Origin of the sequence: Caldithrix abyssi DSM 13497 (assembly GCF_001886815.1) — a bacterium.
In the GTDB taxonomy this organism is placed as follows: Bacteria; Calditrichota; Calditrichia; order Calditrichales; family Calditrichaceae; genus Caldithrix; species Caldithrix abyssi.
The window spans coordinates 3,308,124-3,324,766 of record NZ_CP018099.1 but is presented as its reverse complement, the minus strand read 5'-3'; the positions used below and the strand labels follow the sequence as shown (position 1 = coordinate 3,324,766).

Genomic DNA, 16,643 nt, shown 5'->3' with positions numbered 1-16,643 from the left:
CGGCCATGATTAGAATTAATTTTTTGCTTGGTGTGTTAGTGTTAACAGCATTCTTAATTTCCTGCACAGGATCGAAAAAAGATGTTGCCGGAGGCCTTTCTACAACGGCCGTCGAAGAGGACATCCAGCTAAGGGCAAAAATCAAAGACCTGCAGGAAAAAATTAAAAAGAATCCCAATACAATGGATTACCGGGAAGAATTAGCCGATCTTTATTTCGAAAACGGCCACACCCTGGAAGCCATGAAAACTCTGGAAGAAGCGCTTAAAATCGATCCGCATAACGCAGAAGTGCAGTTTAAATACGGTGATTTTGCTCTGAAAAGCGGCGACAAACGCCGGGCTTTTATTGCCTTTAAAGCCGTAATGTTGGGGCCCGATGCCGACGCCTATCTGGACAGAATTTCGCCCTATTTTGTGGACGCTTTTAATGTAACCCCCGTCGTTCAGGGCGAAGCCAACGAAGCGTTTGGCGCCTTTTCTGCGGACGGCAATCAAATTATTTATCAGTCTGATCAAAATGGCAACTGGGACTTGTTTATCCTGGACTTAACCACCAACGAAGTAAAACAGATCACCAATTCGCCGGCTCATGAAGAAAACCCTTCTTTCTCTCCGGACGGCGTTCATATTGTTTACACCTCCACCGAGGACGATCATCGTGATGTGGATTTCAGCCAGAAATTGCGGGATATTTATGTGATGGATTTAATAACCGGTGAAACGGAAAACCTGACTAAAAACGGCTCCGATGATTGGCACCCCAAATATTCTTTCTCCGGCGATTTCATCGTTTTTGTCTCACAGCGCAATGATCTGCGGGAGGTGCCCTTTTACGAAATGTACAGCGATATTTTTATCATGCAAAATAACGGCCGATTTCAACTTTCTTTGACCAGAGATGAGTTTAACGACGGCAGCCCCGCTTTAATGCCTGGCAGCACAGACGAAGAAGGAACGGTTATTTTTGATTCAGATCGCAGCGGCTCTTTTGCCATTTACAAAATGGATATCAGAACCAAAGAGATCACGCAGTTAACGCACAACCCGGATGTGAATGACGTGTCTCCGGATGTTTCTTCTTCCGGCGATAAAATTACCTTTTTTTCCGATCGAGATGGGAATTATGAAATTTACCTGATGAATAACGACGGCTCTGCCCAACAGCGGCTGACTTCAAATCCGGCTGAGGATTTAAATCCTGTATTCTCACCGGATGGCAACAAAATCCTGTTCCATTCTGATCGTGAGGGAAATTTTGATTTGTACCTTTTAGACCTTACGCAATCTGCTGAGCAAATTTCGGTCAGCGAGGTGCTTTCGCGCATCGATCAGGCCTTGCAAAAAATTGAGGAAGAGGAAGAGTAGCGTAAAGACTGCTCGTTGAATTGAAAATGGCCAGCCCCGGCTGGCCATTTTATCATCTTGATTTAGGATTTGCCCGATTCGGGGATTACCAGGATTTTGCATCTCTGCTTTTTAAAATTTCCCTTTTCATTTGCCCAGGTAACTCATTATCCATTACCAGTCACGCTTTACGAATTAACACAACCAGTAAAACGCAAGATATCTTTTCAGGATAATATCCGAGGGCAATAAAGCTGCAACCAAAAAAAACCACAAAGTGCGCAAAGTAATTTGCTCGCAGATTGCGAAAATAATAGCAGAAAAAGATTAAGCAAATTATTTCAAGCAACCAGAGAAGTCACAAAGGGCGCAATGAATATTTTAAATTAAATTGCTCGATCCTCACTCCCAGACAAAAGATCAGGAATGAACGTAAACGTACTTGTAAGGGCGAAGGATTTCCAACCCTACTTTATCCAGAGCGCTTTTTTTATATGACTAAAGATTAATACTTACCATCGCTGAATTGTTCCTGGAAATCCTTCGCCCCTACATTAACGGTGGCAGGAATTCACCACATTCGCAGAAACAGATTTTGAAATGACAGGCTAACTATTTAACCATTCAACTAATCAACTATTCAACCAATACATTGACGGGGGATGAGTTTTTAAAACGGCATAAAAATTTTCGCATAGCGTCATGGCGGGTATTCGGCATGACAGCCCGGCGACCATTCAACCATTCAACCAATTAACCATTCAACCAATCCAGCGGCACAAAAATTTTCGCATCCCGCCCGGTCGGGATTGATCTTCCAGAGGAAGTATCCTAAACTTCTAAACTTCTAAACTTCTAAACTCTTAAACTTGTACACTCTTCCCCCTTCCCAACTTACTTAAATTTTGTTCTTAGATTCTTTTGCAATTAAAGGAGCAGAAGCGTAAATTATGACTTTGAAGTCATTTTTTAAACTCATAAAAAACAATGCTTAATATAGAAAGGAGCGTCTGACTCTTGTCATTTGTTCACTTACATAATCATACGCATTATTCTCTGCTGGATGGGGCCGCTAAAATCAAAGAAATGGTAAAGCGCGCTGCCGAGCTGAAGATGGAAGCGTTGGCCATTACCGATCATGGCAACCTGTTCGGCGTGCTGGAATTTTACTCGGAGGCAAAGGCGGCCGGCATTAAACCGATCATTGGAATGGAAGCTTACATTGCTCCCAGAGAACATACATTGCGCAAACAAGTATCGGGGGAGAGTACCTCATACCATCTGGTACTGTTAGCCAAAAATCAGACCGGATTTAAAAACTTACTCAAACTTTCTTCCATCGCTTTTTTAGAAGGCATGTATTACAAACCGCGCATCGACAAAAAATTGTTGCGCCAGTACTCGGAAGGCTTAATTGCCACCTCTGCCTGCATGAAAGGCGAAATCGCCTACAAACTGAGGCAGGGCGAACGAGAAAAAGCCATCAAATTAGTAGAAGAATATCAGGATATTTTTGGCGAAGACTTTTACCTGGAGATTCAAAACCACTACATTCCGGAAGAAGCCGCAGTCTATCCAAAAGTTTATGAACTGGCCAGAGAGATGGGCGTTCCTGTGATTGCCACCAATGACAACCATTACCTGCGAAAGGGCGATCACGAAGCGCACGACATATTGCTTTGCCTGCAAACCGGAAAGGATCGCGATGATCCCAATCGGATGCGTTACGGCACCGAAGAGCTCTATTTGAAATCGGCCGATGAAATGTTTAAGGTCTTTAAAGATACCCCTGAAGTGTTGGAGCGCACCCTGGAGATCAACGAAAAGATCGATCTAGAAATCGAATTTGATCGCCGCTTGTTGCCCCGTTTTCCCATCCCCAAATCGGAGGGCAATATCGACGCAGACGAGTATTTGCGCCGTTTGACCTACCGCGGGGCAGAAAAGCTCTATCCCCGAATCGATGGCAAGGTGCGCGAGCGGATCGAGTTTGAGCTTGGCGTGATCAAACAAATGGGCTATGCCGGCTACTTTTTAATCGTTCAGGATTTTATCAATGCGGCTCGCCAGCGGGACATTCCGGTTGGTCTGGGACGCGGTTCGGCGGCCGGAAGTATTGTGGCCTATTGCCTGGGCATTACGCAGATCGATCCCTTGCGCTACGATTTACTGTTCGAACGCTTTTTGAATCCGGAGCGCGTTTCCATGCCCGATATCGACGTGGATTTTTGCATGGAGCGCAGGGATGAGGTGATCGAATACGTGCGCGATAAATATGGCCGCAAAAACGTGGCGCAGATCATCACCTTTGGAACCATGGCCTCGCGCAATGTGATTCGCGATGTGTCCCGCGTGCTTAAAATTCCTATTTCTCAGGCGGATACCATCGCCAAGCTGGTGCCTACCGGCGCCAAACCCATGCCTCTGGAAAAAGCCTTTGCCGAGGTGCCGGAACTTAAAGAACTTTCGGAAAGCGATGACGAAAAGATTCAACAATTAATTAAATATTCCAAAACGCTGGAAGGTATTGCCCGTCACACTTCGGTGCACGCCGCCGGCATTATTATTACGCCGGACGAGATCACCAATTACGCGCCGCTTTACAAAACGCCCGACGGTGAAATTACCACCCAATGGACCATGGGCTGGAGCGAAAAAATCGGCCTGCTTAAAATGGATTTTTTAGGGCTGCGCAACCTGACGGTTATTCAAAAAACAGAAAAAATGGTCAGCAAACGTCTGGGCAAACCGTTTAAGGTAAGCGAGGCGCCACTGGATGATCCGCTCACTTTTAAATTGTTTAGCGAAGGCCGAACCGTGGGCGTGTTCCAGTTCGAAAGTTCGGGCATGCAGGAGTACCTGCGCAAATTGCAGCCCACGCGTATCGAAGACCTGATCGCCATGAATGCCCTCTATCGGCCGGGCCCCATGTCCATGATCGATGATTTTATTCAGCGCAAAAAGAATCCAAACCTGATTAAATACGCCCATCCCAAACTGGAGCCCATTCTCAAAGAGACGTACGGCATCATTGTGTACCAGGAACAGGTGATGCGCATTACCTCCGAGCTGGCCGGCTTTTCGCTGGCTCAGGCCGATATCATGCGCCGCGCCATGGCTAAAAAGAAAGCGGAAGAGATGAAGAAGCAGAAAAAGCTCTTCATCGAAGGTTGCGTTAAAAACAAGATCAGTGAAAAGGTGGCCACCGAAATTGCGGACATGATCGAAAAATTTGCCTCCTATGGTTTTAACAAATCGCATGCCGCGGCCTACGCCGTTATTGCCTACCAAACCGCCTACTTAAAGGCGCACTTTCCGGCGGAATACATGGCAGCCAACCTTTCCAGTGAAATTGGCAACAGCGATCGCGTAAAAATTTTGATGGAAGAGTGCCGCAATCTTGGCATTCGCATTAAAGCGCCGGACATCAATTACAGTGAGGCTCATTTTGTGGCTTTAAGTCAAAATGAAATTGCCTTCGGTCTGGGAGCGATTAAAAATGTTGGCAGCGCCGCCATTGCCTCCATTGTGGAGGCGCGCAAAAAACACGGTCCCTTTAAAACGATCTTTGATTTTTTACAGCATGTGGATTTGCGTTCGGTAAATAAAAAGGTGCTGGAAAGTTTGATTCAGGCCGGCGCAATGGATTCTTTGCAGGGCAACCGCGCCCAGCTTTTTAACATGATCGAAACGGCCCTGGAATTTGCCCAAAGCCTGCAAAGCCAGAAACAAAAAAATAAAAATCAGCGCAGTTTGTTTGACCTGGTGGATGACGAAGAAGAGCGCAATAAACTGATCGCTTACCCGGAACTGCCGGATGTGCCCGACTGGAATTTGACCGAGAAGTTGAAAAAAGAAAAGGAACTGTTGGGCTTTTATTTTTCCGGGCACCCGCTGGAGCCCTACCGTTCCATCATCAAACTGTACTGCACCGATGTGAACAGAGTGCGCGAAAACGTGGAGAAGGGCGGTCGGCCGCCGCAGTTTTTCTACATTGGCGGGCAAATTGTGGACATGCGCACCATCATCGATCGGCGCAATCAAAAAATGGCCTTTGTTAAAATCGAAGATTTTGACCATATTTACGAGGTGGTGGTCTTTGGTTCCACCTATCCGCAGTTCGAAGCGCAGTTAAAAGAAAATAATGTGGTTTGCATTAAAGGACGGCTGAATTCTGATCTCGATGAAAACATGATCAAGTTTGTCGGGCAAAATATCTGGCCGATTCAAAAAATTCCGGAGCAAATGACGCGCGCATTGATCATCAAAATCGATCCGCAAAAGTTAGACGATCAGCTCATTTACAAACTTAAACTGGGATTGAATTCGACCTCTGGCGATTCCCGTGTTTTCTTTGAAATTCCCTCGGAAAACGGACGACCTTACCGTCTGATTTCCAATAAACTAAAAATTCTGGTTACTCGTAACGTGCTTTTGCAACTGGAAGAGATATTGGGTCTGGAAAATCTAAAAGTAGAGGTGAACGAGCAGTGAAAGTTGTTGTGCAACGCGTAAAACAGGCCAGCGTAAAAGTCGATGGTAAAACGGTCGGGCAAATTGGTAAAGGACTGTTGTTGCTGATTGGCGTCGATCAAAAAGATGACCAGGAAGACATCGCTTTTGTTGCCGATAAATGCGTTAACCTGCGTATCTTTGAAGACGAGCAGGGCAAGATGAACCGTTCTTTGCTGGAAGTTGGCGGCGAAATTTTAGCCATCTCGCAATTTACTCTATTGGGCGATACACGCAAGGGGCGCCGCCCCAGTTTTATTAACGCCGCCGATCCGCAAAAGGGCAATGCCTTCTACCAGAAATTCATTGAACGATTGCGCGAACACGGAGTTAAAGTGGAGACTGGTATTTTCGGCGCCATGATGGATGTGGAATTGTTGAATTACGGCCCGGTAACGTTAATTGTCGAGAGCAAATAAGCCCCGCCAGGGAATTCCGCTGCCCGATTTTTAATCGTTCAGGCGCCGCTAACAAATAAAATTGCCGGTAATGGCTTGAACTTGTTAAATTAAAAATCAATTAACAATGGATTGGTAAAATGGACTCCGAATTCTTAACAAAAATTTTTCGTTTTAAAATAACCAAATTTATTCTGGCCTTTTTTGCTTTTGTATTTATTGTCCTGTTATTTGACAACCTGATTATGCCCTGGTATGTGCGGTTGGGCGAAGAGTTTGAGCTGCCCGATGTCGTAACCATGAAAATAGACGAAGCGAAAAAAATTCTGCAGGAAAAGGGCTTTGGCGTGGTGATTGCCGATTCCGTTTACGATGAACATTTTGAGCCGGGAACGGTTGTCGAGCAAAATCCGGCGGCATACAGTAAAGTAAAAAAGGGGCGGCACGTCTATTTGACCATCAGCATCGGCGAAAAACCGATTACCATGCCCAATTTGTTCTTTAAATCACCGCGCGAGGCGGAGTTGATTCTAAAAGCCAACGGTCTGGAATTGGGCGCATTGTATTACGAATATTCCGACCTGGCTTTAGAAAATGTGGTGATTGGCCAGTCGTATCCCCAGGGTCAACCGGTTAAAAAAGGCACTAAAATCGATTTAACCATCAGCCTGGGCCCGTACCCGCAGCAAAAGGTCATGCCCGATGTGGCGGGCAAGAGCTTAAATATGGCCAAGAGACAGTTACAGTTGCTGGGCATTAAAGATATTCAAATCGAATATGAGACGCGGGATGACGTTTTGCCGGAGACCGTACTCAGCCAGAGTGTAAAATCCGGCACGCCGATAGAAAACATACAGAGCGTAAAATTAGTGGTCAGTAAACTACCGATGAACGAAAATCGCGAGGAGTAATTGTGGCTTTTCTGGCACCTTCTATTCTGTCTGCGGACCTGCTGAAACTGGAAGAGCAGATCGCAATGGTCGAAAAAAACGGCGCCGATTTAATCCACGTGGATGTGATGGACGGCCATTTTGTGCCCAACATGACCTTTGGCCCTTCCATGGTAAAGGCCTTAAAAAAGATCACGCGTCTGCCGCTGGATGTCCATCTGATGGTCAGCAATCCCATGCAATTTGTGGAATGGTTTGCCGCAGCCGGGGCAGATTATTTAACCATTCATCAGGAGGCCTGCTGGCACCTGGATCGGGCCGTTAAGCGCATTAAGGCGCTAAATTGTAAAGCGGGTATTTCGCTTAATCCGGCCACGCCGGTAATGACCGTTCAACACTTGCTAAAAGAAGTGGACCTGGTACTGGTGATGTCGGTAAATCCCGGCTTTGGCGGACAGGCGTTTATTCCTTACGCCGTTGAAAAGATAGCGACGTTAAACCAATGGCGTTCGGAATACAAAGCGGATTTTTTAATCGAAGTGGACGGCGGAATTGATGTGCGGACGGCAAAACAGGCGCTTAAAGCCGGGGCCGATGTGCTGGTGGCCGGCAGCTCGGTCTTTAACAACGGCGATATCGCCAGGGCCTGCCGCGCCTTGAAATCGGTGATCTCTACCAGTGGGGAAGAGGCGTGAACCAGACGCTTTCTTTGCGGATGCTGCTGCAACGAAAAGCCATCCATTTTGCCACTGCCCTTATTCCCTTGTATTACCACTATTCACACAATGAACTGGCGGTAAAGTGGCTAACGGTTGTGCTGGCGGTGGGTTTTTTAACGGCGGATTTATTGCGACTGAAATTTTCCCTTGCCAAAAAAATATTTTTAAATATATTTGGTAAGCTGCTCAAACAAGCGGAAACAGAGCGCCGATTAACCGGGGCAACCATGCTCTTTGTCGGAATGGCGGCTACCGTTATTTTGTTTAAAGAAAAACAGGCGGTGCCGGCTTTGTTGTTCGTTGCCCTGGCCGATCCGCTGGCGGCCATTGTCGGTCAGCTTTACGGCAAAAACTACTTCTGGGAAAAAACGCTGGAAGGCAGCGCGGCCTTTTATCTCACCGCGTCGGCCATTATTTTGATCTTTACCAGTTATAGCTGGTGGGGCCTGGTGGTGGCCATTATTGTAACCGGCGTTGAATTGTTGCCCATGAACATGGACGATAATCTGGTGATTCCTCTGGCAACGGCATTTTTACTGGCATTAGGCTAATAAATTTAAGGATGTAAAGATGAACAAAAATAAATTGTTTTTGGCGCTGATTTTAGCGTTACTTACGGTTCAAACGAGTTTTGCCGGCGGATTCAAAAAGTACGCGGGAGAGTTCCTGGCCATTGGCGCCGGCAGTCGGATTTCTGCCATGGGCGGGGCTGGCGTGGCCATGGTTAACGATGTGGCCGCCAGTTATTGGAATCCCGCCGGTTTGATTAATGCTGCGGGCTTTCAAATGCAATTCACGCACGGCAAACAATTTATCAGCAGCATCCAGCACGATTACATTGGCCTTTCCCATCCTCTTGATGAAAACACAACGCTTGGACTGTCGCTGGTCTATTTTACGGTCAACGGCATCAAAGACAGTCGGCAGGCCTTTAACGAAGCCGATAACAAAGTCGACTATTCTAAGATCAAAACGTTTAACACCGGCGACTACAGCCTGTTTCTTTCCCTTGCCCGCAAACGCAGCGAACGACTGGCGATTGGCTTGAACGCCAAAATGATTTACCGCGATTTTAACATCGAAAATGCGCTGGGCCTGGGCTTTGATCTGGGCTTGCAATACGCCCTTACCAATAGGCTAACCATCGGCGCCATTTTGCGCGATGCCACCACAACCATGATCGCCTGGAGCACCAACGAAAAAGAGTTTATCGCGCCTTCGCTGCGTCTGGGACTGAGTTACTTGCTGGACTGGCAGAGTCTGGGGCTAATTCTGCAACCTGCGGCCGATTTTCAGCTTCTGTTGGAGAACCGGGATTACGCCGCCCAATTCAACGTGGGGCCGCTAAGTGTGGATTCTTTTTGGGGGCTGGAAGTCAACTACAAAAAGCTAATCAGCATGCGCCTTGGCCTGGATGATTTACAGCGTTTTAATACGGGCGTCGGTTTGAACATCCCCAAAATTTCGTTTGATTATGCCTTTACCAATTACGCTTCTGAACTGGGAAACGTACATCGCATTTCCGTTCATCTATTTCTTGATCGGTTGTTTTAAAAGCAGCTTACACTTTTCTGCATAGGGCGTGTCCGCAAAGTTTGCTGTTAGACGATTGCAGATATCTTCGGCGCGCGCTCGATCTTTCATCTTTTTGTAATAAATTCTGGCGGCGCGGTACAAATAGTACGGCGTCTTTTCGCCGGGCGGCAGCTGCGAGGCCAGCAAAACATAACAGCGGGCGGCCATCTCGTATTTCTGGAAAGTATTTTCAAAAACATTGGCCATGGAATCCACCAGCGCAACCATGCTGGAATCCCCCGCATGGCGGTTCAGATTTAATCCGATCAGCGTGATGGCCTCTTCGTATCGCTGCGCTTTTAAATACAAAAAGGTAAGGCGTTTAAAGGCCTGCGCGTGTAAAGGATGCTGCGGAAAGGCGTCTAAAAAAAGACGATAATTGTCAATGCCGGCGTTTAATGAATCGAGACTCTCGGCGTAAAGTTCCGCCAGATAAAATTGGGCCAGCGGACTGTGCCTGTCGTCCGGAAAGTGATTGATGAGTCGGACGAACCCGTCGCGCGCCTGCGTAAATCGCTTCAGATGTCGATAGGCGATAAACGAGCTTTCGAACAAAGCGGAAGGCAGCAGGGAAGAGCGGGAAAAAAGATGTTGTAATTTTTTAAAGTGACCGTAAGCCTGGCTGTACTTTTTCATGCGCTTGAGTAGTATGCCTTTCCAGTAGAGCAGTAAATCCTGCGAGAAATCAAACTCGTGACAGCTCTGTTCAAATAACGTTAGTTCTTCGAGCAGCGGCTCATCGAAACAGGAAAGATTCTGAGAAAAAATCAAACTAAAAACACTGAACAAACCTTCAATCTGATTTTCATGGAAGTGAGATTGATCGATGTAGGTCTCCAGCGCTTCCTGGCAATCGACAAGGCACATGGGCGTTTTTTGATCGATCAGTTGATGGATTCTGTTTCTGGCCTCAGTAGCCAGCGCGCTGTTCGGAAAGAGCACGCCAAGTTTCAGATACTGGAAAAGGGCGCGAGCGATCTGCTTTTTATTTTCCAGCAAATTGCCGTACATCCATAAAATCTGATCATTTTGCCGGTAAAAAGGATGCTTTTTCAAAAACAATTCGAATTGTTCCACCAGAAAATCGTCGTCGGCATGATCCTGGTTTTCAAAGTACATTTGCTGCAAAAAAGCCAGTTGTTCGTTGAGAAAATCATTCTTGTTCTGGGCTTTTAAAGCCGTGGAAACCAACAACAGAGCGGCGAGTACAATAAAAATTTTTCTGTACATGTTACCTTTCCTGTTAGTTTAAGTTCATTGGCGTTACGAACAAGACTTTTTCGTTCTGGAATTTAACCGTACCCGGCGGCGCTTTACGAATGCGGCTGACATAGCGAACCTGCGTGTAGATGACCGGCACGGTGGAGGACGTTCTGGCCTTGCTGTGCGCGGCGGCGATCCTCGCGGCCTGCTCAATGATGTGCGCCGGCGGGTTCTGATTGCGGTTAGGAACGCGAATGATTACATGCGCCCCGCTTACACCCTGGGCATGCAGCCAGATATCCCACTTATTAGCAAAGTGAAAGGTCAGCAAATCGTTGGTTTTACCGTCCCTGCCGATGTACACCTCCCACTTGCCGTCAACGATCAATCGATTAAAAACGTATTTCAGGTTTTCAGGCGCAGCTTTTTTATTCGATGCAGAGCCGTCCTGAATGAGCTTCATCTCTCGCAGACGATCACTAAAGCTTTTTAAACGCTGCAGAGTTCTGATTTGTTCTAATTGTTTTAAAAGCTGGTCGATCTCTTCCATTTCCCTGCGGTAAGTGTCCATTTTAATTTGCAGCGCCTGTTGATTGTGTTGGACGTTTTTAAACTTGTTGAAATAACGCTGCGCATTTTCCACGACGGATTTGGAAGGATTCAGTTTGATTTTGATCTTTTCCTGTCGTTCAGAAAAGATATTGGCGAGCTCAACCTCTCTGGCGCCCGGGGGAATGTCGTTCTTAAAGGTCAGCAGTAAGTTGCCTTTTAACTCGGCTTCAGTCTTTCGTTTGCGCAAATCGGCGTGTTCCTTCAAACGTTCAAGCGAACTGTTTAAAAAGCGAAGCCGTTTTTGCAGAGCCGTTTTACAAAGCGCTTTCAGCTTTTCGAATTCTTGCCGTACGCGCTTTTCATAATAAAAAACGCCCAACGCCTGATTAATCGAATCGTATTCCTTAAAGTCGTAGGATTCTTGGAACTGCTCCAGGCGGATTAAAGAAATCCAGCGGATGAGGTCGGCATTTTTGTCAAAATAAAGATAGGCCTTCCCGGCGGTTAGCTCTTCTTTAATTTTAAGAAGAACGGTTATTAAGCGCTCTTTTTGTTCTTCATTTAGTTCGGAAAGCGGTCGCTCCGGATCCAATTGCGTGCGAAAGAGAATTTCATTCAGCATCACTTTATTTAATGCGGCGAAGTGGTTTTGGAGAAAACCGCGAACCTTAAGCGTCGGATTTTTTACGATTAAATCGTTTAAAAGAGAAGCCTCGATGGCGCGCAAATCGAGTTTTTCCTGAGTTTCCGGCAGCTTTGCAGGATACTCTGTTTTGTCTTTGAACGCTTTTAAGATTTGGCGGTCAGCCGAAAGGAGAAAAACGTTGTTATGCGGCGGGAAAAAAATTGCTTCCAGGCGATAACTCTCCGTTTCGATGAATAAATGTTTGTCAAAATTCAACAGCCCGGCGTTGCGGATGGTTTGTCCGTAAAGTTTTTCGAACAGGGCATAGCGCGCCTGAGAGATGTTGTGCGCGGCTTTTAAAAGGAGATATGGCTCGTTTGCAGCGATTCCGATTAAAATAAATTGGTCGTTGCCGAGCTCAAGAACCACCTCATCTTTACGGTAGGTAAACGCGCTTGTGATTTTTTGCCCGGAAATTGCCGGTTGTATTTCCTTCAGCAATTCGGAAAACAGGTAATAATTTTTAAACATTAAGCTTTTTGCTTTTAATGGTCAAACACGGTAAATTACTTATTTGCGTTTCACCAAATCAATGCGGCGTTTTGCGTAAATGACCGTTGATCGGTGAAGCGTTCTGAACAATTTACGAATAAATCGATAGTAAAAAAAATTTACGCGGCTCGAAGGGGCGGGTAGCCACCCCTCGGGTCAGAGGGTGTCTTAAAAGCGACATCTAATGAATTATTATACAAAGATAGGAAAAAGCTTACAGTAGTCCTCACCCCCTGCCCCCCTCCCGATTTTCGGGATAGGGGAAATTAATGGGGGTGAGGGAAAGAAAAAATGTAAAAAAAATACATTGTCTTTGACTTTTGGGACAGCCCCGACCGACCCCACAGCCCGTGTCATTTCCGTGCCGTGGGGAAAGTAATCCTTTAAACTAAAAACAAACGCACAACAACTGGAGAGAGAAAAAAGAATGCGTAGTATGACCGGATACGGCAAGGCCGTGCTCAGCAACGAATACTTTATGGTTTCAGTGGAAATCAAAGGCGTGAACAACCGCTTCCTGGATTTGTCGGTTCGTTTGCCTAAAGAATTGAGCTCCGAGGAAATTCAGGTGCGTGAATTTCTAAAAAATAAGGTAATTCGCGGTAAAATATTCGTTTATGTTAATGTGGAGCAAAGCCAGCAAAACGGCAGCGAACTGTTTGTGGACTGGCAGGCAGCCGAAAAAAAGGTAAAACAACTCAACGCCCTGCGCGAACGGTTTAAGCTGGCCGATGAATTGAAATTAACCCATTTGCTGATGTTTCCGGAGCTTTTTGCCATGGATCTGGAATCGGTAGTCGAAACCCAGATTCGGCCGCTGCTTTTAGGCGCGCTGGAAAAAGCGGCGCAAGAATTTATACACATGCGCGAACAGGAGGGCGCCAATCTGCTGCGGGACATGCGGCAGCGGATGCGTAAAATTGAAGAGCTGGTGGATGAAATAAAAGAAATCGCCCCGCAAAATGTAAAGGCCGAATTTGAACGCCTGTATCGCAATGTGCAGTCGTTAATCGAAGAACAAAACATTGACCGCAGCAGAATGGAACAGGAGCTGGCCATCCTGTCCGATCGCGTGGATATTACCGAAGAGTGCGTACGATTAAAAAGCCATATCGGATTGTTCAACCAGACCGTTGAAAATGATGGAGACATTGGCAAGCGGCTGAATTTTATTTTGCAGGAGATGCACCGCGAGGCTAACACCATTAACTCCAAAACCACCATGCTGGAAATTTCGCACAAAGTAATAACCATTAAAGAAGAGATCGAAAAATTACGCGAACAGGTTCAGAACATCGAATAAGGAGCAGAGATGAAGTTTAAGTCGCCGTACATTGTTTTTTCAGCGCCATCGGGCGGCGGTAAAACGACCATTGTAAAAACATTGAACGCCAGACATCCGGAAACGGTGATTTCCGTTTCGGCCACAACGCGGCCCATCCGCCCCAATGAAAAGGATGGTGTGGATTATTACTTTTTAGACAAAGAGACATTTGAAAAGTATATTGAGCAGGGCAAATTTCTGGAATACGAACAGGTGCACGGAAATTACTACGGGACCTTAAAAGAGGTGGTCGAACGCCATACGGCGGAAGGCAAAACCGTTTTGTTTGATATTGATGTGAATGGCGCATTGTCCATTAAGAAACATTATCCGCAGGCCATTTTGATCTTTTTAAAACCGCCATCCGAACAGGTCCTGATCGAGCGCCTGAAAAAGCGAAAAACAGAAACCGAAGAAACCATTCGTAAACGACTGGCACGCCTGCCGTACGAGTATCAACAGGCCGAAAAATTCGATTACATTGTGATCAACGATGATTTAGAGAAAACCATCAAAGAGATAGAAACGATCATTCTGGCTGAAAAATAGCATGAAAGTTTTTGTAAAAGATTTAACCGATCAACAGCTCGTTTTCGCCCTTCCTATGCTGGACGCGCTGCTAAAACAGGGATGGGAAGTGCGGCTTTCCTCAAAAGATGCGCATGTTGCCGGGATATTCAATCGCCTGCACGGTAAAATACGCTTGCAGAATTCGGACACGCCCGTTGATGAAGAATGGACAACGGTTTTGCTCTGGAACGTTCTGGATTTTGCCGCCGATGCTTTGCAAGGAAATATCGTTTTTCCTATTATTCCGGCAGAAAGGGCGGTAGAGTATCCTCGCGCCGTAAACGACGTACTGTGGACGCCGCTCAGCGATCATAGCGTGCTGGGTTATCGCATGGGCGATGTGCCTTCTTTGATCGATTTTGTTTACTATTTGAATCACGCCAGGCCTTTAACGGGCAAACGCGTGTTAATCACCGGCGGCCCCACTGCCGAAGACATCGATCCGGTTCGATTTATCACCAATCGCTCGTCCGGAAAAATGGGCCTGGCTCTGGCCAGAGCGGCCTTTGTTTGCGGGGCCGAAGTTACTTTGATTCTGGGGCCATCGGCCTTAAACGTACCTAAATATTTATCATGCATTCATGTGCGTTCCGCGCAGCAAATGGCCGAAGCAGTGTTTAAACATTTTGATCAAAGCGATGTTTACATTGGCGCGGCAGCCATTGCCGACTTTAAGCCGCTTACCTTCAGTCCGCAAAAAATAAAAAAGAAGAGCGAAAAACCAGGCCTGCAACTGTCGTTAACCAGAACCACAGATATCCTGACTGAGCTCAACCGCAGGAAGAAACAGCAATTGTTAATTGGCTTTTCCGTGGAAACGGAGAAAGAGATCGAACACTCAAAAGAAAAGTTGCAACGTAAAGGGCTGGATTGTATCATTATCAACAATCCGAAACACAAAGGCGCGGCTTTTGGTCAGGAAACGAATAAAGTGCAGCTGTTGAGCAGAAGCGGGGAGATACAGGATTGGCCGTTAATGAATAAATTTCAATTAAGTTTGAGAATAATGGAAACCATTGCCCGCTTAAAAGAGGATGTATGAACGAAAAAGAGCTGATCGAAAACATCGAACAATTTTTTAGGTGGTATCGGCAGGTTTACGATTCCGAACTCATTTTAGACCATCCCGTGGCAAGGGTGAGCATTGCGGAACCTTCCGGTCCTGCCGTGCAAAAGGGGCGGCAGGGACATGCGCAAACACAAAACATTTCCCGACGCGCGGTGCAATACAGACAAACCAGTCCGGAGTTACAGGCCTTTTACGAAGAGATCAGAGACTGCCAGCAATGTGAACTGCACAAAACGCGCAAGAACTTTGTGTTTGGTTACGGAAACGCGCAGGCCGAGGTGATGTTTGTGGGCGAGGCGCCCGGCAGAGAAGAAGACGAGCAGGGCCTGCCTTTTGTGGGCGCGGCGGGCAAATTGTTAGATAAGATGTTCGCTTCCATTGGGCTGAGCCGCGACAACGTGTACATCGCCAATGTGTTAAAGTGTCGGCCTCCGGATAACCGCGATCCGAGGCCGGAAGAAATTGCCCGTTGCGAACCGTATTTGATTAAACAAATCCAGATGATCAAACCGAAATTGATTGTGGCGCTGGGCAGGTTTGCCGCTCAGTCATTACTAAGACTTGAACAGCCCTTAGGCGTGATGCGAGAGGGCGACCATCAGTATCAAAATATTCCGGTTATTGTGACCTACCATCCGGCGGCTTTGCTGCGCAATCCCGCTTTAAAACAAAAAGCCTGGCAAGACCTGAAAAAGATTAAACGTTTTTTAGACGCCCGGACAGGGGAATCGGATAGCCCTCACCCCCTCATTTCCCCTGTCCCAGAATAAAAGTCTGGGAGAGAGGGAGGTCCACCCCGTGCTCCATTAATCGCTACGATGTAAGGTATGCTCATCGCTGCTTGGTGACAGGCCGGTGAATATGTAACGGTAAGGGCGAAGGATTTCCTGGCCAATGCAACGTTGGACAGAAGGTACTGTTGACCTAAGAAAGCATGGTTAGTCAAAAAATACGGATGGAAATCCTACGTCCCTACTCCGACGGGCTGGCCTTCATCCTGACAGGGTTGGGATTTGGAATAACAGGCCGACGACCATTCAACCATTCAACTAATCAGCTTTTACACTCTTTACCCTGTCTCTTTTAGAAGGTTGAATGGCATTCGAACTCGAAATAAAAATATTTGCTTTTGGGTATTTTGAAAATATATTGACATTAAAAGCACGGCAAAGTTTAAACAATCAGAGACTTCAAAAAGCGAAAAAAAATTTTGAAGTCTTGTACTTTTTTGTTTATCCTTAAATCATTCACAATTCGCAGTAAAGATCATTTTTAGACCCAAAGGCAAATGGTTAGAAAAAGAGGTGC

The 16,643-nt window shown here is 46.4% G+C and carries 13 protein-coding genes; 11 read left to right on the top strand and 2 right to left on the bottom strand.

Features of this window, described 5'->3' with window-relative positions; translation table 11 throughout:
• Positions 1 to 5: 5 nt before the first annotated feature.
• The 7 genes from Cabys_RS13005 to Cabys_RS12970 all read left to right on the top strand — a co-directional run bounded on the left by Cabys_RS13005 (position 6) and on the right by Cabys_RS12970 (position 9,419).
• Complete coding sequence (locus tag Cabys_RS13005; protein WP_006926524.1) at positions 6 to 1,367, top strand: DUF5050 domain-containing protein; 1,362 nt, start codon at positions 6 to 8, stop codon at positions 1,365 to 1,367.
• A gap of 996 nt (positions 1,368 to 2,363) precedes the next feature.
• Positions 2,364 to 5,840, top strand: a complete 3,477-nt coding sequence (locus Cabys_RS12995; protein ID WP_006926523.1) for a DNA polymerase III subunit alpha — start codon at positions 2,364 to 2,366, stop codon at positions 5,838 to 5,840.
• Positions 5,837 to 6,277 carry a D-aminoacyl-tRNA deacylase gene (gene dtd / locus Cabys_RS12990; protein ID WP_006926522.1) on the top strand — a complete coding sequence of 147 codons (441 nt, stop codon included), beginning with the start codon at positions 5,837 to 5,839 and terminating at the stop codon, positions 6,275 to 6,277. The genes Cabys_RS12995 and dtd overlap by 4 nt, the downstream gene beginning before the upstream one ends.
• A 119-nt stretch (positions 6,278 to 6,396) precedes the next feature.
• Positions 6,397 to 7,167: a PASTA domain-containing protein gene (locus tag Cabys_RS12985; RefSeq protein ID WP_006926521.1), complete on the top strand. Its 771-nt coding sequence runs from the start codon at positions 6,397 to 6,399 to the stop codon at positions 7,165 to 7,167.
• A gap of 2 nt (positions 7,168 to 7,169) precedes the next feature.
• The gene (rpe, locus tag Cabys_RS12980; protein WP_006926520.1) at positions 7,170 to 7,841 is read left to right on the top strand and encodes a ribulose-phosphate 3-epimerase; all 672 of its coding nucleotides are present in this window, start codon (positions 7,170 to 7,172) and stop codon (positions 7,839 to 7,841) included.
• Entirely contained in the window at positions 7,838 to 8,416 is a 579-nt protein-coding gene (locus tag Cabys_RS12975) for a diacylglycerol/polyprenol kinase family protein (protein ID WP_006926519.1), read from the top strand. The genes rpe and Cabys_RS12975 overlap by 4 nt, the downstream gene beginning before the upstream one ends.
• Positions 8,417 to 8,435: 19 nt before the next feature.
• Positions 8,436 to 9,419, top strand: coding sequence for a PorV/PorQ family protein (locus Cabys_RS12970; protein WP_006926518.1), 984 nt, complete (start codon positions 8,436 to 8,438; stop codon positions 9,417 to 9,419).
• Here the strand turns inward: Cabys_RS12970 and Cabys_RS12965 are convergent.
• On the bottom strand, positions 9,396 to 10,670 hold the full coding sequence (locus tag Cabys_RS12965; RefSeq protein ID WP_006926517.1) for a tetratricopeptide repeat protein: 1,275 nt from the start codon (positions 10,668 to 10,670) through the stop codon (positions 9,396 to 9,398). The genes Cabys_RS12970 and Cabys_RS12965 overlap by 24 nt on opposite strands.
• A 13-nt stretch (positions 10,671 to 10,683) precedes the next feature.
• The gene (locus Cabys_RS12960) at positions 10,684 to 12,351 is read right to left on the bottom strand and encodes an Rqc2 family fibronectin-binding protein (protein ID WP_006926516.1); all 1,668 of its coding nucleotides are present in this window, start codon (positions 12,349 to 12,351) and stop codon (positions 10,684 to 10,686) included.
• Between the two features lie 448 nt (positions 12,352 to 12,799).
• On the opposite strand from Cabys_RS12960, the gene Cabys_RS12955 reads away from it, so the two are divergent.
• The 4 genes from Cabys_RS12955 to Cabys_RS12940 are packed head-to-tail and all read left to right on the top strand — an operon-like array spanning position 12,800 to position 16,105.
• Positions 12,800 to 13,675: a YicC/YloC family endoribonuclease gene (locus tag Cabys_RS12955; protein ID WP_006926515.1), complete on the top strand. Its 876-nt coding sequence runs from the start codon at positions 12,800 to 12,802 to the stop codon at positions 13,673 to 13,675.
• Between the two features lie 9 nt (positions 13,676 to 13,684).
• Entirely contained in the window at positions 13,685 to 14,245 is a 561-nt protein-coding gene (gmk, locus tag Cabys_RS12950) for a guanylate kinase (protein ID WP_006926514.1), read from the top strand.
• A gap of 1 nt (position 14,246) precedes the next feature.
• On the top strand, positions 14,247 to 15,308 hold the full coding sequence (locus tag Cabys_RS12945) for a phosphopantothenoylcysteine decarboxylase domain-containing protein (protein ID WP_006926513.1): 1,062 nt from the start codon (positions 14,247 to 14,249) through the stop codon (positions 15,306 to 15,308).
• Positions 15,305 to 16,105 (top strand): uracil-DNA glycosylase, encoded by an 801-nt coding sequence (locus Cabys_RS12940; protein ID WP_006926512.1) that lies wholly within the window; start codon positions 15,305 to 15,307, stop codon positions 16,103 to 16,105. The genes Cabys_RS12945 and Cabys_RS12940 overlap by 4 nt, the downstream gene beginning before the upstream one ends.
• Positions 16,106 to 16,643: the final 538 nt, after the last annotated feature.